Here is a 20,100-nt window from a genome sequence, read left to right as displayed (position 1 = left end):
CCGCAGTACGTCGACAATCCGCTGGGTCACGTCTTGGTCCTCCCAGCGGACAAAGTGCCAGTACACCGTCTGCCAGGGCGGGAAATCAGCCGGGAGCTGCCGCCAGGCGCAGCCGGTACGCACAACATAGGCGATCGCGTCCACGATCTCCCGGCGCGGATGTTTCTCCTTGCGGCCGTCCCAGTGCGGGGCGGGCAGCAGCGGTTCGATCAGCGCCCACTGCTCATCGGTCAGATCAGAGGGGTAGAAAGGGCCGTCGTGTCATACCTGCACCCCTACCCCTCACGGGATGGCTTCACGATCACCTCTCAAACACGTTCTCAGACTCACCAAAGTAGGTTCCAAGGTCGACTCACATGGTCTGAGCTGGCAAGCCGACACCTGAGGTGATGATCGACTCGGCGTACGGGACACGCATGGGATGATCATGTAAGTAACACGAAACGTACAGAGCGTTTGACCAGGTCAAAGGAAGTGACAGTGTGACTTCGTCCGCACTTTCCTAAAGCGGTTTTCGCATGTTCGAATCATGCCGGAGGCACTCTCTTGACCAGCTGCTAAACCCCTGACCAGGGGCTTGGCGTACCCCTCTCAGCGATCATGTGCAGCCGGGCGTCGCCGTAGGCAGCCGCATGCCAGCAACGGAAGAACACTCGATGCCCGGTGCGGCCCCCGATCAGGCCGGTTCGACCAGCCGCCAGCGTCGTCCGATCCCCCTCGAATGACAGATGGCTCTCGGCACCCTCGTCGGGGGCGTGGGGACAGCGACAGGTGCCATCGCTACGGCTGTCACCGTTGTGGTATCGGTCAATGTTGTTCAACTTGCCCAACAGCAGGTCCAGCAAGCCCAGGCACAACAACAAAAAGACGACATGCGCTATCTGCCGGCCGGGACTGTACGGCTAATAATTGACAGACCCGTTTCTGGGCGCCGAGGACCGCAGCCTCACGGTCGGAACGTGCGACGGTAGGCGTCCGGCGGTACGCCGATCGTGCGGTGGAAATGGCGGCGCAGTGTCGTCGCCGTACCCATGCCCGCGGTCGAGGCGATGGTGTCGACGCTGTCGTCCGTGGTCTCCAGCAGCTCCTGCGCTCGGCGGATCCGCTGCGTCAATAGCCACTGCAGCGGGGTGGTGCCGGTTACCGAGTGGAAGTGACGAGCCAGGTGGCGCGAGCTCATGTTCGCCTGGCGGGCCAGGTCCTCCACGGTGAGCGGCTGGTCCAGCCGCCGCATCACCCAGGGGAGCAGCTCGGCCAGGGGATGGCCGTCCTGGGCGGGCACCGGTGCGGTGACGAACTGGGCCTGACCACCGGCCCGGTGGGGCGGCACGACCAGGCGGCGGGCGACCACGTTGGCGATCGCCGAGCCGTGGTCGCGGCGGACCAGGTGCAGGCACAGGTCCATCGCTGCGGCCTTGCCCGCAGAGGTGAGCACGCTACCGTTGTCGACGTAGAGCACGTTCGGGTCGACCTCCACCTGGGGATAGCGTGCGGCCAGTTCCTCGGTGTGGGCCCAGTGCGTGGTCGCGCGCAGCCCGTCCAGCAGGCCGGCGGCGGCGAGCACGAACACGCCCGTGCACAGGGAGACCACCCGCGCGCCTGACTCGTGAGCCGCGCGCACCGCTTCGACCAGGCCGGCCGGTGGATCCCCGTCGATGTCCGCCAAGGCGGGGACGATCACCGTGTCGGCGTGCGCCAGCCACTCGAACCCACAGTCCGGCTCCAGCAGGAATCGGCCGACCCGGACGGCGTGCGTGCCGCACACCTTGACGTCGTACCAGGGGCCTGGCAGGGAGGCCGGGGCGGAGCCGAAGACCTCGTAGGCCAGGGCCAGCTCGAAGTGCAGCATCCCGTCGGTAGCGGCGACCGCGACGGAGCGCGAAATGGAACTCATGTCGGGAATTGTACGGGTCATGTCGTTTCAGACACTAGGCGCCAATGGGTCAACAGGGGCAGGATTTCCGCTGTGGATCACTTTGAGCACGAGGGAACAGGCATGGAATCGGATCGGAACGTGGCGGTGTTCGGCGCCTATGGGCACACCGGGCGGTTCGTGGTCGCGGAGTTGCGCGAGCGCGGATACGTCCCGCTGCTCCTCGGTCGCGACCAGGACAAGCTGCTGGCACTGGTGCAGGCCCAACCGGGGCTCGAGGCGCGGCAAGCGTCGGTCGACGATCCGGCCTCACTCGACCGTGCGCTGAACGGCGCGGCCGCTGTGATCAATTGTGCCGGGCCCTTCGCCACGACCTCCGCCCCGCTGATCGAGGCGGCGCTGCGTGCCGGCATCCCGTATGTCGACGTGGCGGCCGAGATCGAGGCGAACCTTGACACGTTCGCGCACTTTGCGGAGCGTGCCCGCGCCGCGGGCACCGTGGTGGTCCCGGCGATGGCCTTCTACGGCGGCCTCGGCGACCTGTTGGTCACCACCGCGATGGGCGAATGGACGGCGGCGGACGAGGCGCACATCGCCTACGGCCTGAGCAGTTGGCACCCCACTGCCGGAACGCTCGCTTCGGGCGCGATCTCGGGGCAGCGACGGAGTGGCCGCCGTGTCCGCTACACCGGCGGACGGCTGGAGTACCACGATGACGCTCTGCCGACCCTGGAGTGGCCCTTCCCGGCTCCGCTCGGCCCTCAGAGCGTCATCGGAGAGTTCACCATGGCCGACGTCGTCACCATTCCCAGCCACCTGGCCGTCCCGGAGGTGCGCACCTACATGCTCGCCAAGGCGGCCGCGGACCTGTCCGCTCCTGACACCTCGGCACCGACCGCCGTCGACGAGCGCGGCCGCTCCGCGCAGACCTTCGTCGTCGACGTCCTCGTCCGCTCCGGCGGTACGGAACGCCACGTGGTCGCCACCGGTCAGGACATCTACGCCATCAGCGCGCCGCTCGCGGTGGAGGCCGTCGACCGCATCCTCACCGGCCGGACCAGGACCACCGGCGTCGCCTCCGCGGGCGCGATCTTCGATGCCCCGGACTTCCTCCGCGCCCTGTCCTCGCACCTGTCGCTGCATGTCCCGCTCGACACACACGGCTGACCGGCGAACTGTGCCGGGATCCACGCCGTGGTCAGTGCGGTCGATGAGCAGGCCGATCACCCGTGCGGGGCCTCGTCAGCAGGGCCGGCGTCGAGGAGATTGGCTGCTGAAGGGCTGTGTGCCCGCCTGCCTCCTGGGGCCGATGCCGACGTGTCCGGTCGTGTGGTCCAGGCCCCACGTTCGAGCACCCAAGCGCGGCCCGGAACCGGCGGCGCACTTCGGGCCGACCGCACAGGAACGTTCCCGCATGTCCGCGGTCAGATGGCGAGCGCGCGGGTGGCGCCGTCCGTGTCGCCGACCGCCGTGAACAGATCGTGGGCCTCGCGTCCGGCCGCCGACGCGGCTTCGTCCGCGCCGACCGCCCGGTGTGCGCGGGCGAGACTGACGAGCGCGCCGGCCAGGAAGACAGACCACCTGCGGGCACGCCACAGCGCCACCGACTCGGTCAGCTGGGCGACCGCCAGCGCCCCGTCCCCGGCGGCGAGCGCGAGGTCACCGCGCACCCAGAGCGCGTCGGCCAGGTGGTGGGCCAGGTTGTAGCGGCGGCTGAGGTCGGCCACGAGGTCGGCCGTCGGTACCGCCCGGGGGTCCTCGTCCCGCGCGTACAGCTTGGCCAGGGAGACCAGCGTCATCGCCTCCGAGGACGGGTCGCTGGCCGCGCGGGCCATCACCAGCGACCGGCTCAGGCACTGCTCGGCGGGCCGCAGCTGCCCGGTCTCCACGTACGCCAGGCCGAGGAACTGCAGCACGGTCGCCTCGAAACGCGGGTTGCCCAGTCGTTCGGCGAGGCCGCGGGCGCTGGTGAAGAACGGGATCGCGTCCGCCACCCGGCGCTGGCCGTGCGCCAGCCCGATGGCCAGATACGCGCGGGCCTGCCCGCCCAAGTGGCCGGTCTCCTCGGCCAGGCGCAGGGCCGCGTACGCCGCCTCCAGCGCCGGCTCGACGAAGCCCTGCGCGGCCAGCCCCCAGGCGCACATCACGTACGCGTCCGACATCCCGCGCCGCTCGCCGACCTGCTCGAACATGGTGACCAGCCGGGCGGCGTTGGTGTGCAGGGCGACCATCGCGCCGCCCTCGTGACCGATGCCCATCCAGGTCGTCACATCGAGCAGGCCGCGCAGCATCACCGCCTCGCCGAGCGGGTTGCCTGCCGCCCTGCAGGCGAGCATGGCGAGCTCGTTGACCCTGCGGCACTCGGCGAAGAGGCCGCGTACGTCGAAATAACGTTCCATGCAGCCGGCCAGATCCCAGGCATGTTCCTCGAAGCCGAGCGCGCCGGCCTGTTCGACGAGGCTCGCCAGCGCCGCCCGTTCGGCGTCGAACCAGGCGAGCGGCTCGACGCCGGCTTCCAGTTCGACCGGCCACTGCGGGGCCGAGCTGTGCAGGAGGGCGTAGCACGCGCCCGGCACCTGGGCCGCCGCCCGGCGCGCGAGGCCGAGCCAGCCGCCGAGCGCGCGGGCGATCGCCAGCCGCAGGGCCGGCAGGTCCTCCTCGGTTTCCGCGCGCTCCCGGGCGTACAGGCGGACGAGGTCGTGGCAGCGGTAGCGGGCCTGGCCCGCCGTGTCCAGCCCGGAGAGGGTGACGAGCTGGGCGTCGACCAGCTCGTCGAGCAGGGCCTCACCTTCGTCCTGCGGGTGGTCGAGCAGCGCGGCCGGCACCCAGCCGGCGAAGTCGGGCACGTTCAGCAGGCCGAGCAGGCGGAACGCGCGCTGGGCGAGCGGGGAGAGTCCGACGTAGCTGAGCGCCAGGCTGGCCCGGACCGCGCGATCACCGACCACGAGCTGGTTGAGCCTTCCCCGCTCGTCGCGCAACCGTCCGACGAGCCAGGCGATCGGCCGCTCCGGCCGGGCTGCCAGGCGAGCACCCGCGATGCGTACGGCGAGCGGCATCTGGTCGCACAGCCGGACCAGCTCGATGGCATCGGCCGGCTGCGCGGCCACCCGGCCCTGTCCGATCATCTGGGTGAGCAGGCTCACGGCCTCATGCTCCCGCAGAACCCCCAGGTCCACCCGCCAAGCCCCCTCCAGCCCGGACAGCCTGGCCCGGCTGGTGACCAGTACGGCGCAGCCCGGCACCCCGGGGAGCAGCGGCCTGATCTGCCGTTCGGAGGCGGCGTTGTCGAGCACGACCAGCACGGCGCGATGCGCGACCCGGCTGCGGTAGACGGCTGCGCGTTCCTCGATCGTCTCGGGCAGGCTGGAGCCGGGCACGCCGAGTGCGACCAGGAACCGGCCGAGTACCTGGCCGGGGTCTGCCTGCGCCTCCTCGTGCGTCCCCCGCAGATCGACGTAGAGCTGCCCGCCGGGGAACCGGCGAGCGACCCGGTGCGCCACCTGGAGGGCGAGCGCGGTCTTCCCGATGCCGCCCATCCCGGTGATCACCGACACCGGGACGGCGCTGCGATCGCCGAGCCGGTCGAGCAGTTCGGCCACATGGTCGTCCCGGCCCGCGAAGTCGATCACGTTCATCGGCAGCTCGGCCGGGGCGTCCCCGAGAATGGGCCGGGCGTCCGCGGTGAGAATTCTCTGGTGCAGGCGGCGCAGGTCGGGGCTGGGGTCGACGCCGAGTTCGTCGGCGAGGATGCGGCTCGTCTCCGCGTACACGGTGAGGGCCTCGGCCGTCCTGCCCTCCCCGGCCAGGGCGGTCATCAGGTGTTCGTGGAAGCGTTCGCGCAGTGGGTACTCGCGGGTGTGGCCGGTGAGTTCGGCGATCAGCTCGCCGCCCATGCCGTGTTTCAGGTCGGCCTCGATCCGGCTCTCCAGAGCCTGCAGTCGCAGTTCGTCGAGCCGTGCCGCCTCGCCGGACAGCTCGTCGGCGACCCGCAGGTCCGCGTACGCGGGGCCGCGCCAGAGCCGGAGCGCCTCGTGGAGTTCGTGTGCGGCCTTCTCGTGGTCGCCCAGCCGCAGGGCCAGCCGGCCGCGGTCGGCGTGCTCCTCGAAACGCGCCGCGTCCAGCTCACCGGGGTGAACGAGGACCTGATAACCCCCGTGCCGCCGGATCACCCGGTCGGGGCCGAGCAGGCGGCGCAGGCGGGACGCGTACAGGCGGAGGTTGTCGCCGGAGGTCTTCGGGGGGTCGTCGCGCCAGAGTGCGTAGGTCAGGAGGGCGTCGGCGACCACCCGGTTGGCGTGGAGTAGCAGGGTCGCCAGCATCGCCCGCTGCTTCTGCCCGCCCAGAAGTAGCGGGTGGCCTTGGACACTCACTTCGAGGGGCCCTAGAACAGCGAAATCCACGTTGCTCCTGCATGAAACGCTGTGAGGTACCCAGTCTGGTGATCAACCTCCACTCCAGTCAAACAACGAGTCACGGCCTGAAAGCGAAAAGGGGGATGCCGTCGGCAGGGGGTGGTGCGAGCCGTACATCCGGAAGCGGTTCCGGGAAGTAACTTTGATGCGAATTATGCCTGTTAGTCCTTTTTGAGCCCTCTCTGCCGGTGCCGGAGCCGCGCGCCGCGTGGAATCGGATCCTCGCCGACGACGAGGCGGCCCGCGTATACATGGCAAGGGGCGGGTCCTCCCTTCCAGGAGGACCCGCCCCGATGCGACGACGGTCAGCGCGCCGTCGAGTAGTACAGCGCCAGGCGGGCGACGTAGATCGGCGACTCGGTCGCCGCCGTCGTCTCACCGCCGAGCGGGTCGGGGGAGGAGAGGTTCCCGCAGGCCGGGTTGCCGCACCAGCGCAGCTTGAAGATGTAGCCGTTGGAGCCGTCGAGCGTACGGAAACTGCCGTGCTCGATCCCCGGGGTGCCGGGCGGCTGCGGCTTGGGGTAGCGGACCTTGTGCTGGGCGAGCACGCCCACCGCCGAGTTGGCGGCAGCCGTCTCGTCGTCGTCGGCGCCCATGATGGTCCAGTCGGTGCCCATGACCGACTGCGGGTTCTCGGGGAGCTGGTTCAGGAAGGAGCTGCCGGACGTCATGTCCTTGCACTGCTGGTAGCCGAGGCTGCCGCAGAACCCGGCCATGGTGGAGCCCTTGTGCGGCGTGCCCATGGTGACGACGTCCTCGACGTAGAGGACGGGCGGGAAGCCCGTCTTGCGCGCGGCCACTCCGGCGAGGGCCTCACGGATGATGAGGCCGCCCATGGAGTGGGTGACCACGTCGACCGGCCGGCCGTACTGCGAGTAGGTCAGGTAGATCTCGTTCGCCATGCGCTTGCCGAGTTCGAGCAGGCCCGTGTCACGGGTGCCGTCGACCAGGCGGCGGTCGCAGTTGGTGTCGTTGGTGTAGAAGCCCACGGTGTGGATGATGCCGGTGACGCGCGGACCCTCCGCGCCGTTCGCGAAGTCGTTGCGCACCTTCGCCCAGGTCGAGGCGCAGTTCTCGTTCGGGTTGACGGGGCCGCCGACCTGCGGGATGGGGGAGAAGCCGTGGATCAGGTACACCGGCTTGGTCAGCCCGTCTGCGCGCTTGGGCGGCCCGTCGATCCGGAACTTCTCCCACGGCCCGACCGAATCGCCGCGGGCCCGCAGCATGCCCTTGTAGATGCCGTTCTCGCCGAGTTCGGCCGACACCCACTTGTAGTTCGCTATGGACAGCAACGCCAGCGAACCGTCACCGCTGACCTCGATCGAGAACTTCTCCCACGGCCCGATCACCGCGGACCGGGCGCGCAGCTCGCCCGCCCGGTTGTCCGGGTGCCCCAGCTCCACCGACACGTACTGAGACGCCGCGTACGACCAGATCGCGTAGACGCCCGTCGCGCCCCCGGACACGATGCGGTACTTCTCCCACGGGCCGACGGCCGTGGCGCGGGTACGCAGCATGCCGGTGTCGCCCTCGGGATAACTGATTTCGGTGGAGACATAGGTGCCGTGCGCCACCGAGAAGAACGTGACGTCCCGGTTCAGCAGCGGGTCGGCCGCCGCGCTCGACGGCAGCGGCAACGCCATCAGCGCCATGCCCGCCGCCAGGGACAGGAGGACCGCCAAGAACCTCGATCGTGCCATGTGCTTCCCCTCGTAAGGTTCGATGTCCGGACCGTAGAGGGGGCGCGTAGATATTCTGTATAGGCGCCCGTACAGCCGATATACGATCGCGGGCGTGCCTTTCGTCCCACCGATCTCACCGTCCCCGGCGCCTTGGTCACCCCAGGGTTCCGGCTTGAACCGCCGGGCCGAGCAGGAGTACGACGCGTGGAGCTCGTCCATCGCGCGCCGCGCGACCACACCCATGCCACTCTCAAGGAGGCCGAGCGCCGCACCCGCCGTACGTCGAACACGACCGCACCACCTGATCACCGAACGCGAGGAGCCGTCACGCCGCGAGGCGCACTGCCGAACTAACGGGGTGCACCGGTCTGCGACCAGGCCTGCTGGACAGTCCTGTAGTCGATCACGACGATTCCCTCCCGCTGGATGAGTTCGCGGGCCTCCGGCGATGTCAGGAACTCGTAGTCGGTCCGGCGCACGCGCCAACCGCCGTCGATCGCCTGCGACTCCTCGTTGCCCAGGCCGGGATGCACCGCCCACTCACTCAGACCGACCGGCAGGTCGCGCAGCAACTCGGCGTATCGCGCCGCCTTGCCGTCGATGTCGAGACCGAAGCTGTCCAGGAAATCGTTGTCGGTGACCGGCAAGCCCCGTCGTCGCGACTTCTGGCGTCCAGGTTCGAGCCAGACCCGCACCGCCAGGCCGTACTCCTCGGCCAGCGCCACGGTCAGGTCGAAGATGTCGTCGCGTCCGCCATCGGCCAGACAGTGCCAGTCCAGATGGGTCGGCGTCAGCCCGGTGTCGACCACGGCGTCGACCTGTGCGCGGAACTCGAGTTCCACCTCGTCCAGACGGGCCCGGGCGAGAAGCTCGGGAACCTCGGCGGGCGTGAACAGCTCGCCCGTGTCGTCGAGCAGCGAGGGCACCTTCTCCTTCGCGGTCAGCGGCCCCCACCGGTAGTGGGTCGTATCGCAGACCAGTGTGAGGTGGATCCCGAACGGGATCTCCGGCCGTTGGCGGAGCAGGCGCATGGCGTGCAGCGCCCACGGACACGGCACCATCAGGCTGCACGAACTGGCGATCCCCTCCTCGATCGAGTCGACGACCGCGGCGTTGATCGCGTGGTACATCCCGAAGTCGTCGTTGTTCACGATGAGCACCCGGGCATCGGGAGGGAAGCCCAGCAGCTCGCTCGACAGAACCGAGGGAGTGGCGGCCGCGGTCTCAAAGGCATGATCATCCATAACCGCAGCGTGAAGGAGTGTGAGGGGCACGTCCAGTCGATTGTTTTGAACGGCCCCGGCAAGAACCATGCGGGGGAACCACGCTCCCCCAGGCGGGCTCCGCGCCATGACAAACCACTCACCGAACCATCCCGGATCTGGGCGCGACGCACCTGCACCGGCTTGGCCGCCACGACCGCCGGGGGCGCCTGCCGGCGTGGCAGGCAGGTGAAGCCGGTGGCCGTGGGCCGCTCCCCCGCTCGGCCTGACCATCCGCCGAACGGCCACGTCGACCTGCCCGGACACCGCCCTACGCGGTTGCGGGCCGTGTGTCTCGCCCGCCATCGGATCACCTGTCAGGCGGCGTGTACGCCTGTACGGAAAGCCTGTCGAACAGGCTGACAACACGATCTTCTTGTGGACAGCGTGAGCGATCCGAAACTGTGGATTCCGCCGCAGGAATCCCCCCTCAGTGTCCGAAACCAGGAGAAACAATGAAGCTGCCCTCATGCGCCGCTGCCCTCGTGGCGGCCGCCCTGCTCGCTTCCTTGACCGGAGCGTCCGGGATGTCGGTGGCACAGGCGGCCGACGCCAGGGCCCTTCCGAGCATGAACGTGGAAGCCACCGTCAAGGCCCTTCCGAGCGTGAACATGGAGGCCACCGTCAAGGCGGCCCAGATCGACCCGCGGCGGCCTGACGACAAGCTGACCCCGGGCGCCAAGGCCGGCGTGCTGCTCGTCGAGCGGGCACTGCGCGACCGGCACCTGCTCGACGCGAAGTGGGTGGACGGTTACTTCGGCACCACCACGGTCGCCGCCTTCGTGAAGTTCCAGAAGTCGCTCGGCTTCACCGGTCTCGCCGCCAACGGCCTGCCGGGCAAGGCGTCGCTCACCAAGCTCGGAGCCGGCCGCTTCAGGGTCACCCACATCATCGGCCCGGGTGGCCGGGTGTCCGTCGGCGGCGTCGTCGTCGACGCCCGCACGCGGAGCATGCTGGCCGAGGCTAAGCGGCTGCTCGGCCGCGACCTCGTGCTGTTGCAGGGTTCGTACAACCGCGGCGGCGACCCCACGTCCGCGGGCACCCACGACGGCGGCGGCGTCGTCGACATCTCGGTCAAGGGGATGAGTTCCGCCACCCGCACCGCGGTCATCCACGCGTTGCGACGGGTCGGCTTCGCGGCATGGGTGCGTAGCCCCGATCAAGCCGACTGGCCGTGGCACATCCACGCCGTCGCCATCAACGACACCGACCTCTCCAGCCAGGCCCAGCACCAGATCGGTGACTACTACCTCGGCCTGAACGGGCTCTCCGGCCGTGGCCCGGACGACGGCCCGAAGGTGACCATCCGCACCTGGGAGGAGTACCAGCGTCGCTGACCATCCGAAACCCAGGCCGCACAGACACGCACAGGCACACACAGACATGCTCAGACACGCACAGACACAAGGAGAACATCATGAGAACGCTTAACAAGATCCTCGCCACGGCGGCCGCCGCGATGACGCTCGGCGGAGCGGTCCTCGCCACCGCGCCACCCGCCTCGGCAGCCGTCCGCAACGGCGCCTGCGAGACCGGCGAGTTCTGCTACTACTTCAACAGCAACAACCAAGGATCACTCTCCGACTTCACCGGATCCGTCGGCGACTACGGCACCACACAGCCCTCCTGCTTCGACTACAAGGGACCCGGCAACGGCAAGGCCAAGTGCATCAAGAACGCCGCCGCCTCCGCCTGGAACCGCAGCGGCAAAACCGTCCGCGTCTACTTCAACAGCAACTACGGCAGCAGCACCTACCAGGACTTCAAGCCCGGCGCCAAGGGCAACCTCATCGCCGCCCTCAAGAACCAGAACGCCTCACACCAGTTCCTGGGCTCCACACCGCCGCCGTCATCGACGCGCGTCAACCTGACGTACGCGCTGTACAAGGCCGGCGGCGGCCACATCAGCTGCGCCTTCGACGGTTACACCAACACGCCCGGCCGGCATGAGGGCATCGACTTCGCCCGCGGCGTGGGCTCAAATGTCCACTCCCTGGTGAGCGGTCAGGTCATCAACCTCGCGCGCGGGAGCAACGGCCGCTCGGGGCTCTCCACGATCGCCATCTACAACGCCTCGCTGAACAAGACGGTCATCTATCTGCACTCCGCTCCGCGCTCCTCCCTGCGCGTGGGCCAGCAGATCTCGCGCGGCCAGCTCATCGCCAACGAGGCGTGGCGCGGGGTGTCGTCCAGTGGGTCCGCGCACACCCACGTCGAGGTGCGCCCCGGACGGCAGACGCGCGCCTCCAAGAGCGTCGGCGACCCGACGCTGAGCAACCCGAACCCGAACTCGTTCTGGAGCTCCCAGGGCTACAACCTCCGCTAACACCGCGGTCTTTGATGAGGAGGAAAGCGACTGTGTCCCCACGAACCACCCGGCTGATCTCGCGGCTCACCGCGGCGGCCGCCGCGATGACGCTCGGCGGAGCGGTCCTCGCCACCGCGCCACCCGCCTCGGCAGCCGTCCGCAACGGCGCCTGCGAGACCGGCGAGTTCTGCTACTACTTCAACAGCAACAACCAAGGATCACTCTCCGACTTCACCGGATCCGTCGGCGACTACGGCACCACACAGCCCTCCTGCTTCGACTACAAGGGACCCGGCAACGGCAAGGCCAAGTGCATCAAGAACGCCGCCGCCTCCGCCTGGAACCGCAGCGGCAAAACCGTCCGCGTCTACTTCAACAGCAACTACGGCAGCAGCACCTACCAGGACTTCAAGCCCGGCGCCAAGGGCAACCTCATCGCCGCCCTCAAGAACCAGAACGCCTCACACCGGTTCCTGGGCTCCACACCGTCGACCGGGTGCAAGACCGACGGCACGCACGGCAGGCTGCCCACGACGATCCTCGTCTACCGGAAATCCCTCAATCGCGTGGATCGGGTGGAGTTCAAGACGTACATCAAGAATGTCCTGCCCAATGAATGGCCGTCGTACTGGCCGAAGGAGTCCCTCAGGGCCGGGGCGATCGCCGTCAAGAACTTCGGCTGGTACTGGGCGCTGAGATCGGCGAGCAAGACGCCGAGCGGCCAGTGCTACGACGTCACCGACTACACCTCCAGCCAGGTGTACAAGCCCGGCTCCGCGACGGCGGCGACGAACGCCGCGGTGGACGCGACGTGGGGCACCCGGATGACGCGCAATGGGAACATCTTCAGGGCCCAGTACTGCTCCACGACGACGGCGTGCGGCCACTGGGTCACCGGCGACTGGATGTCGCAGACCGGCTCTCGCGACAAGGCCAAGGCGGGCTGGAGCTCCTCCAGGATCCTCAAGTCCTACTACAGGGGAATCGCCCTCACGTCCTGAGCCCCCGCAGACCATCCGCCCCTGGTTCCCCGCCGTGTGACGCACGGCGGGGAACAGGCGTCAGTCGAGACGTCAGTCAGTCGGTGGGTCAGACCCGCCGCAGCGTCACCATGAACATCATCACTGTCAGTTAACGATGACCTGGAAGTTGAGCGGCCGGCCTCCGGGGAACGCGACCTGTCCCGAACCGTCCATCATCTTGAACCGCACGTAGCACAGGCCCGGGTTCCTCGGCGTGGTGACGCCGGTCTTGATGTCGACGATCTCTCCGGGTCGCGTGTCCTTGATCGGTACGTCGGAGATGGTCTGGCACTGATCAGGTTCCTGGGGGTCGAGGCGACGCAACGAATATCCCTTCCACGACACGGTCCCGGCGTTCTTGAGCCGCCATACCTTGGTCATGGTCTGGCCAGGGCCGACGCGCGTGCAGTCGGGTAGCGTGATGTCCCCGATGAACGTCGCCGAATCACCTTCGTGCGCGGGCGGGCTCCACGGCGGGTTGGTCGCGCGCACCGGGCAGTCGGCCGCCGACAGCGAGGTCTTCGACGGGCTGCCGGACGGTCTCGGGCTGCGCTCGTCGGTCCCGGAGCCGCGATTGACGGCGGCCGCGACGAGGAGCGCCGTCCCCATGCCGACGGCCGCCGCCGCGAGCGCGGCCACGGCCAGGTGAGTCAGCCGGAATCGCCCTCGGCCCCCCGGCGCGGGGAGGACCTGCTGGACGTCGCCCGCGATCTCGTCGGGCGGTGGTGGCGGCGTGGCCACAGGTGCCGAGGTCTCACCGGCCGACCGTGGCGCTTGCGACCCGATGGCGATGTGCACGGCACGACCTTCCGCGGCGCCCGGGACCGAGGCCGTGAGTCCACCGGGCGGACGGGCCACCGAGGTGTCCACGCGGACTGAAGGATCTCCGGCGCTCGCCGATCTGACCGCCAGGTTCGCCCTCTCCCAGCGTTCGCGGTACGCGGCCGGGTCCGCGCCGCACGCCTTGACGAACTCGACGGTGGTCTCCCAGCTCGGGAGCCGGTTACCCTTCGTGGCTTCGTGCAATGTCGTGTGCGAGATCGCCCCCGACCGGCCAGACATCTCCCGGAAAGGTGGGTTTCCGACCGATTTGCGAAGTTCTCGCAGAGCCGCCGCGAAGTCCTCGATCGTCTCCGTCCGTACAGGCATGTCTTCCACCGGGCGAAGCTAACAGCGCCCACGGTGTTTACTCAAGCTCGAACCCACAGTGGCGGGCGGAGTAAGGCGGCTGGTACCACCGAGCCGGACCTGGATCATCTGCCGGTGAAGCCGTCATCTGAACTGCGCCGGCAGCCGCCGACCGGCCGGGCCCGATACGTGATCGGCCGGTGAGGATCGCCGCAAGCTCGATGAGCGTACAGAAAGCCGCTCGACTCATCCCCGATGGCGGCCGGCAGCGGCCGCGCACCGGCCACGGCGCCAAGGGCGCCCGCTCCACGACCGGGCGAAGCCGACCGTCGAACCCGATGGACACGACAACGGGCACGGCATGCCGCCGGCCCACCGTCACCGCCACACCCGCGAGTTGTCGCTCTACGGCACCCATCCGGATACGACTGGACGTGGTGAGGTCTACCGCTCACTGAGGTCGGGGGTTCTCCGGGCATGCATTCTGCGGAATCTTTGTATTTTTGGGCCCGAACGGTGAATTTATCACCCCCAGGCCGGTCCAGTAAACTCCTATGGACGCATGCACCCGACCCTGGAAGGAAATCATAAGAATTTCGGAAACATACTGCTGGCCGTCCATCGTCAGGCCGGCGACTTCCAGCACCCACCCGTCTTCCGTGTTGCCGCTACGCTTGAGTGCCGCGGATCTTAATATTCTTGGCTTGTCCTTCGGGAGAAGACAGTATGCGAATGAATCCTCGAGTGTCTGCTTGCATTGATCTTGATCGCGGACGGATCTCTCACAAAAGTCCGTCATGCCCTTTTCGGAAACTCCCGTAACGAGTTTGTTGAATGCCGCCCTCGCGCTCTCGTCGTTCAGTGGGATCAAGCTTCCGCCCGAGGTGTTGCCGCTACATCCCGCCCCCAGCGCGAGAACGGCGACAGCCACAACGGCTTTGATGCGCCTCATGTACGCAATCCAATCTACGAGCGAACCTCGGACGCATGTGACATGCGTCCGAGGCCGATCCTTCGAGGAGGGCTAGCGAATGTCGAACAAGGCCCAGGAACTATCCAGGCAGGTGGGGCGCCTTATGCCATGAAACACTTCCCGAGCCGTCGGTCACACGCTCTCTCGGTATTATCATTCAAGCTCAGAGAATGATAACGGTCTCTTGGTTGAACCAATTCGACCAGTCCGGTCGAGCGTTGGCCTGCGGCTGCCTGATGGAAGATCTGTGTCGCGTTGTGCGCAGGCGGTCGGGGAGGACCGCCCCCTTCCAATAGGTGCTCATCTTACCCCCTTCGGGGTAAAGGTATACTCGCTGCTCTTCGCAGTGGGTATATGAGCCGCCGAGGCCGAACACCTCGACCGATATGCTGAGGTCAATGGTGCGGCAGTTGATGTTCGGGCTACTGTCCTGAGGGGCGTAGTCGTGCCATTGAGTACCTCCGCTGTCTACTTGATGACCCTTTCCGCATGACGTCAGCCACCATCCCGCCGTGGACTGGCATGAGGTCCACGAGTCGATCGCGTAGTAGTTCCACGTGCCGTTGCCATCGTTCTTGAGGACGTACTTCTTGTAGCACGGCATATGCCAGCCACCGGTGCTTGACCGACTCCCTGCTCGTGGTCGCCAACGGAGCCTGATACCGGAAACTCCTTCCGTTTGAGACGATTGATATGAGGTAGGTGCCGTATGGCTGTTCGTGCGATACGAACCGTACGTTGACTGAATAGCTACCTGCAAGAGCAGTTTGAGAAGCAGTCAGGCCGACAAGTCATCTGCGAAGTCGAGGATTCGGTAATCCGAATTACCTCGATCGTCTCTCCAGGTCAGGGTTCGGATTGCAGGACGATTGCAATGTTGTCAATGCTGGATGCATGCCAATATGGGCCGATTAAGGACGACCGCATCCGCCAATATGAGTGTCCAACACCATGGGCGTACAGCTAAGGCGATATACCGCATTTGCGGCTCGGAGCGTTGAGAGCAGCAGGCCGCCCACCCTGCAAAAGCCCTATCTCGCGGCAAGAGAATCCACCTTCGATATTCCCTGTGCGGCGCTTAACGGAATGAGTTCTGCCGCGCTTCGGCCTCTCGCTGTAGCGACGGCGAGAGGAGCGACGGATGGCGCGGCTGAAGCCGTGGAAGGTCAGCGACGAATCGCGGGCGAGGTCTCCGCGCGATCGCGGCCGGTCCAATTGAGATCCTGATTTCAGGAAACCTGTTCGGCGGTTGTACGGTTTCGCCCCGTGCCACGGCTGTTCGATCCGGTGCTCTTGAGAGCGAAGTCTCTCCCGAGAGGTTTCCGGCTCTGGATGATCGCTGTCCCCATGGCGCTGTTCGCGAAGTGGGCCGACGTGTCACCAGGCACCCCGGCACGCGGAAGGCCCCGGAGCAGGTCCAGGGCCTTCGGTATGGATCAGGAATCAGTCGTCGAGGGCGTCGGAGCTCTGCCGGTCGGCGCGGGAGCGTTGTCCCTCGACGCACCTGGCGTAGATCCTCACGAGCACGTCAACGCCGTGCCCGGCCCGCTTCGCCGAAACCCCGGAATCAAGCCACAGGACACGGCGGTGTGGCGCAGGTCGTACGGCCGAGCCGCCAGAGGTCAGTCGATCCGCTGGCAGATCGCCACCGGCAGCCGGGGAGACCACGTCTTGGTGGTGTCGTCGTACGCGCGGGCGTATCCGTTCTTCCCCCCGGCGCAGGGAGCGGCGATCGTCGTCTCCACGTAGATGGTCCCGCCGGGAGTGATGGAATGCGGCCGGGCGGTCTCCCACTTGGAGAACGCCGTCCGGCCGGTGTTGTACTTGACGACCAGGAAGACGCGGCGGCCGACGGTGAAATTGCCGCCAGCGATCTTGAGATGGCCGTTGAAGGTGTAATTGAACAGGAAGCCGGCGGAGGTCGTGCTGGTGACGCCCGTGGCGGACGTGGTCGACGCGTTCGCGGCGGCGCTGAGGGCCGGGACGCCCAGGGCGACGATGCCGGCGGTGGCGGTGACTCCGATCAGGGTGCGGATGGTGCGGCTCATCGGGATCTCCTATGCGATCGTGTGAACCGTGCGGTTGGGGGCGCTGTGTCGAGGGGCTTGCATCACCATTGATAGGCCGGGCCGCCTGCAAGGCGCTTACAACAGCCCTGACGTCCGCATACGGGCCGCCGCAGGTCGTCCAAACCTTGATCGGTTCCGGCGCCGAGGAGATCGGCCGCTGAAGGGCCGTGTGCCCGCCTGCCTCCTGGGGCCGACACCGACGTGTCCGGTCGTGTGGTCCAGCCCCCCGGCGGACGTGGACGGCCGCGAACCGGCGGGGACCGCTGAGGCGTCGCGGCTACAGGTACGTCAGCGGGCCGGGGTCCGGGGGCGATTCCACCAGAGGGAGAGGGACAGGGCCGCGGTGATGAGGATGGCGCCGCCGGCGGCGAAGGCGGCGGCTGTGTCGACCCGTTGGTGGATGACGGTGAAGCTACCGGGGAGGGCGTCGAGGGCGCTTTGGAGCTGGTCGGCGTTCTCAGCGCGGTGGTAGGAGCCGCCGGTGGTCCGGGCTATCCGTTTGAGTGCGGGCTCGTCGATGGTGCGGGGGTTGCGGCCCCTGTCGAATCCGCCGCGGCCGCCGGAGCCGCCGCCCCAGCCGCCGTAGCCGCGGCCGTCGAACTGTGAGTTGTCGCAGACCATCGGGGCCGGGTTCGTGGTGCCGAAACCGATGGTGAAGACGCGTACGCGGCGCAGGGCCGCCTCCTGGGCGGCGAGCTGCGGGTCGACGCCCTGGGTGTTGGCGCCGTCGGTGAGCACGACGATCGCGGCACCGGCGTAGCCCGACCCGCCGCCGGGGTTCGCCCCGGTGGAGGCGACCGACGGGTCGACCTCCGCGATGGCGTCGATCGAGGTGAGCATGGCCTGCCCGATCGCGGTGCCGCGGGACACGGTGAGGCCGTCCAGCGCCTCGATCAGCGAGTCGGTGTCGTCGGTGGGCGGGACGAGCAGTCCCGCGCTGCCCGCGAAGGTGACCAGGCCGATGCGCGGCCCGCCCCGCTGCGACTCGATGAAATCGGCGGCGGCTTTCCTCGCGGCGGTGAGGCGGTTGGGGTCGACGTCCGTGGAGCACATGGAGCCGGAGGTGTCGAGCGCGAGCAGGATCGTCACCGACGTCTGTGGCACCGGGACCGACGCCTGTGGTCGCGCGGCCCCGACCGCGAGCAGCGCGAGTCCGGCTACGAACAGTGCCGCGGGGATCTTCCGCGTCCAGCGCGTGCGGCCGGGCAGGGCGCCGCGTACGAGCGCGATCGAGGTGACGCGCACGGCGGCCCGCCGGCGGCGGCGCCGCGCCCACTCCCGGATGGCGAAGATCAGCGGGATGACCAGGATGGACAGCAGTGCCCACGGCCATGAGAACGACATTCAGATCACCCGTCCAGACCGGAGCACGGTGAGCGCCGCGCCCGCGGTGAGCAGCGCGAGGGCGAGCCCGATCAGCCCGCCGGCGAGGGGCAGCGGCTCGTCGGAGACGGTGAGCCGCAGGTCGACCGTGTCGGCGATCCCGTCGAGCCGCGCGGTGTCGGAGGCGGGGTGGTAGGTGCCGCCGGTGGTCTGCGCGATCGAGGTGAGGGTGTCCTCTTCGAGCGAGGTCTGCAGGTGGTAGCCGTCGACCTTCACCGTCGCCCCGGCCGTGGTGCCGACCCCGACGGTATGGATGTGGACGTTCGCCCGCTGGGCCACGGTGGCGGCCCGTTCGACGTCCGCGCCCTGGTTCTGGCCGTCGGAGAACATCACGATCGTCGCCGACGGCCAGTAGCCGATGTCGGGCGCGGTGCCGTCGCGGCCGACGGCCACCTGCTTGCCGGTGATCGCCGACAGGGAGGCCGTGATGGCCGTCCCCAGCGAGGTGCCGCCGGTGATCCTCAGCCGGTCGATGGCCTTGAGCGCGATGGAGTGGTCGGCGTCGGGCCGTGCGGTGGTGAGCGCACCCCGCTCGAACGCGACGACTCCGATGTCGACGCTGTCGGGCTGCGCCGCCACGAACGCGCGGGCCGCCCGCTGCGCGGCCGCCAGCCGGGTGGGCGCGACGTCGTCGGCACCCATGCTGTTGGAGACGTCGATGGCGAGGATGACGGTGCCCGCGGTCCGCGGGACCGGCACCATGGCCGCCGGTCCGGCGGTGGCGATCGCGAGTACCCCGACGCCGGCGATCGTCAGGCCGACTCCGAGGTACGCCCGGCGTCCGCCCGGCACGGCGACCCCGGCCGCGGTGAGGGCGGCCGTCCGGCGGCGCGCCGAGACGACGGCCGCCCAGGTGAGCGCCGCCGTGACGAGCAGTCCGACGACCAGCGGCAGCGAGGAGGACAGGGTCATGAGGCCTCCTTCGCCGGTCTCATGCGTCTGTTGACGACCTTGGCGAACTCGGTCGTGGATCGGTCCCCGGTTCGGGCGACGACCTCGGCAAGCCCGGTCGTGGGTCGATCCCCGGTTCGGGCGACGACCTCGGCAAGCCCGGTCGTGGATCGGTCCCCGGCCCGGGTGACGACCTCGACGAGCCCGGTCATGGCGACCGGTCCCCGGTTCGGGCGACGACCTCGACGAGCGCCTCGGCCAGATCGCGGTCGGTGTCGATGCGGTGGACGGGCACCCCGGCCCGGCGCATGCCCGCCTTGAGCCGGGCGTCGCGGGCGTCGACGGCGGCGCGGAGGCGGACCCGCAACAGCGGGTCGGCGGAGTCGACGACGAGCTGCTCGCCGGTCTCGGCGTCCTCGACCACGATCAGCCCGGCTTCGGGCAGCACGTCGTCGGCCGTGTCCACGATCCGCAGGGCGACCACCTCGTGCCGCCGGGCCAGGCGCTGGAGCGAGCGCTCCCAGTCGCCGTCGCCGATGAAGTCCGACAGCACGACGATGAGCGCGCGGCGGCGCGCGAGCCGTCCGGCCGCGTCGAGCATCTCCGCCAGGTCGGTGGTGGTGCCGCCGCGCGTCTTGGAGGTGCGTTCCAGCTCGGCGCCGATCCGCAGCGCGTGCCGCCGGGAGGTGCCGGGCGGCACGACGCGCAGCGTCCCGGTGTCGAACAGCAGGGCGCCGACGCGGTTGCCGCCCCGGCCGAACAGCCGGGCGAGGACGAGCGCGAGCTCGGCGAGCACATCGTGCTTGCCGCGCCCCGGCCGGCCGGCCGCCATCGACGCCGACCGGTCGAGGACGAGCCACACCGTCAGCTCACGATCCTCGGTGAACACTCGCAGGTGCGGCTCGTCCAGCCGCGCGGTCACGTTCCAGTCGATGTGCCGGGCGTCGTCACCGTCGCTGTAGGCGCGTAACCCGGTGAAGTCGATCCCGGAGCCGCGGTGCGCGGTGCGGTGGGCGCCCTGGAGCCGGCCGTCGAGCCTGCGGACGACCTTCCACTCCAGGCGGAGCAGGAGCCTCTCGGGGGCGGTGGCCATGACA

General features: G+C 68.6%; 15 protein-coding genes. 4 read left to right on the top strand and 11 right to left on the bottom strand.

From position 1 onward, the window contains the following. Positions 1-234, bottom strand: a 234-nt coding sequence (locus ACSDR0_RS36545; protein WP_435293521.1) for a transposase, incomplete at its 3' end; no start/stop codon positions are given. Positions 235-946: 712 nt separating this feature from the next. Next, entirely contained in the window at positions 947-1,894 is a 948-nt protein-coding gene (locus tag ACSDR0_RS36540) for a helix-turn-helix domain-containing protein (protein ID WP_435293519.1), read from the bottom strand. A gap of 102 nt (positions 1,895-1,996) precedes the next feature. Between ACSDR0_RS36540 and ACSDR0_RS36535 the strand changes: the two genes are divergently transcribed. Then, the gene (locus ACSDR0_RS36535; protein WP_435293518.1) at positions 1,997-3,040 is read left to right on the top strand and encodes a saccharopine dehydrogenase family protein; all 1,044 of its coding nucleotides are present in this window, start codon (positions 1,997-1,999) and stop codon (positions 3,038-3,040) included. Positions 3,041-3,297: 257 nt separating this feature from the next. Here ACSDR0_RS36535 and ACSDR0_RS36530 read toward each other — a convergent pair whose 3' ends face one another. The 3 genes from ACSDR0_RS36530 to ACSDR0_RS36520 all read right to left on the bottom strand — a co-directional run bounded on the left by ACSDR0_RS36530 (position 3,298) and on the right by ACSDR0_RS36520 (position 9,211). Further along, complete coding sequence (locus ACSDR0_RS36530; RefSeq protein ID WP_435293517.1) at positions 3,298-6,243, bottom strand: BTAD domain-containing putative transcriptional regulator; 2,946 nt, start codon at positions 6,241-6,243, stop codon at positions 3,298-3,300. Positions 6,244-6,590: 347 nt separating this feature from the next. After that, a complete protein-coding gene (locus tag ACSDR0_RS36525) occupies positions 6,591-7,985 on the bottom strand; it encodes an alpha/beta hydrolase (RefSeq protein ID WP_435293516.1) in 1,395 nt (464 codons plus the stop codon). 332 nt (positions 7,986-8,317) lie between these two features. Then, entirely contained in the window at positions 8,318-9,211 is an 894-nt protein-coding gene (locus ACSDR0_RS36520) for a polysaccharide deacetylase family protein (RefSeq protein WP_435293515.1), read from the bottom strand. Between the two features lie 473 nt (positions 9,212-9,684). Between ACSDR0_RS36520 and ACSDR0_RS36515 the strand changes: the two genes are divergently transcribed. The 3 genes from ACSDR0_RS36515 (at position 9,685) to ACSDR0_RS36505 (ending at position 12,538) form a co-directional block, all read left to right on the top strand. Beyond that, positions 9,685-10,566 (top strand): peptidoglycan-binding domain-containing protein, encoded by an 882-nt coding sequence (locus tag ACSDR0_RS36515; protein WP_435293514.1) that lies wholly within the window; start codon positions 9,685-9,687, stop codon positions 10,564-10,566. 80 nt (positions 10,567-10,646) lie between these two features. Then, on the top strand, positions 10,647-11,555 hold the full coding sequence (locus ACSDR0_RS36510; protein ID WP_435293513.1) for a peptidase inhibitor family I36 protein: 909 nt from the start codon (positions 10,647-10,649) through the stop codon (positions 11,553-11,555). A gap of 32 nt (positions 11,556-11,587) precedes the next feature. Continuing rightward, positions 11,588-12,538 carry a SpoIID/LytB domain-containing protein gene (locus ACSDR0_RS36505; protein ID WP_435293512.1) on the top strand — a complete coding sequence of 317 codons (951 nt, stop codon included), beginning with the start codon at positions 11,588-11,590 and terminating at the stop codon, positions 12,536-12,538. Between the two features lie 126 nt (positions 12,539-12,664). Here ACSDR0_RS36505 and ACSDR0_RS36500 read toward each other — a convergent pair whose 3' ends face one another. The 6 genes from ACSDR0_RS36500 to ACSDR0_RS36475 all read right to left on the bottom strand — a co-directional run bounded on the left by ACSDR0_RS36500 (position 12,665) and on the right by ACSDR0_RS36475 (position 20,096). Then, positions 12,665-13,585, bottom strand: a complete 921-nt coding sequence (locus tag ACSDR0_RS36500) for an NBR1-Ig-like domain-containing protein (protein WP_435293511.1) — start codon at positions 13,583-13,585, stop codon at positions 12,665-12,667. Between the two features lie 553 nt (positions 13,586-14,138). Next, positions 14,139-14,639: a hypothetical protein gene (locus ACSDR0_RS36495; RefSeq protein WP_435293510.1), complete on the bottom strand. Its 501-nt coding sequence runs from the start codon at positions 14,637-14,639 to the stop codon at positions 14,139-14,141. A 1,643-nt stretch (positions 14,640-16,282) separates the two neighbouring features. Continuing rightward, the gene (locus ACSDR0_RS36490; RefSeq protein WP_435293509.1) at positions 16,283-16,708 is read right to left on the bottom strand and encodes a hypothetical protein; all 426 of its coding nucleotides are present in this window, start codon (positions 16,706-16,708) and stop codon (positions 16,283-16,285) included. A 309-nt stretch (positions 16,709-17,017) separates the two neighbouring features. Next, complete coding sequence (locus tag ACSDR0_RS36485; protein WP_435293508.1) at positions 17,018-18,073, bottom strand: VWA domain-containing protein; 1,056 nt, start codon at positions 18,071-18,073, stop codon at positions 17,018-17,020. Further along, complete coding sequence (locus ACSDR0_RS36480) at positions 18,074-19,024, bottom strand: VWA domain-containing protein (RefSeq protein ID WP_435293507.1); 951 nt, start codon at positions 19,022-19,024, stop codon at positions 18,074-18,076. A gap of 187 nt (positions 19,025-19,211) precedes the next feature. After that, positions 19,212-20,096 carry a DUF58 domain-containing protein gene (locus ACSDR0_RS36475; protein ID WP_435293506.1) on the bottom strand — a complete coding sequence of 295 codons (885 nt, stop codon included), beginning with the start codon at positions 20,094-20,096 and terminating at the stop codon, positions 19,212-19,214. Positions 20,097-20,100 lie beyond the last annotated feature (4 nt).

This window comes from Streptosporangium sp. G11, from assembly GCF_051192615.1.
In the GTDB taxonomy this organism is placed as follows: domain Bacteria; phylum Actinomycetota; class Actinomycetes; order Streptosporangiales; family Streptosporangiaceae; genus Streptosporangium.
Note: the sequence above shows the minus strand (reverse complement) of the source record. Positions and strands in the feature narration are given on the sequence as shown.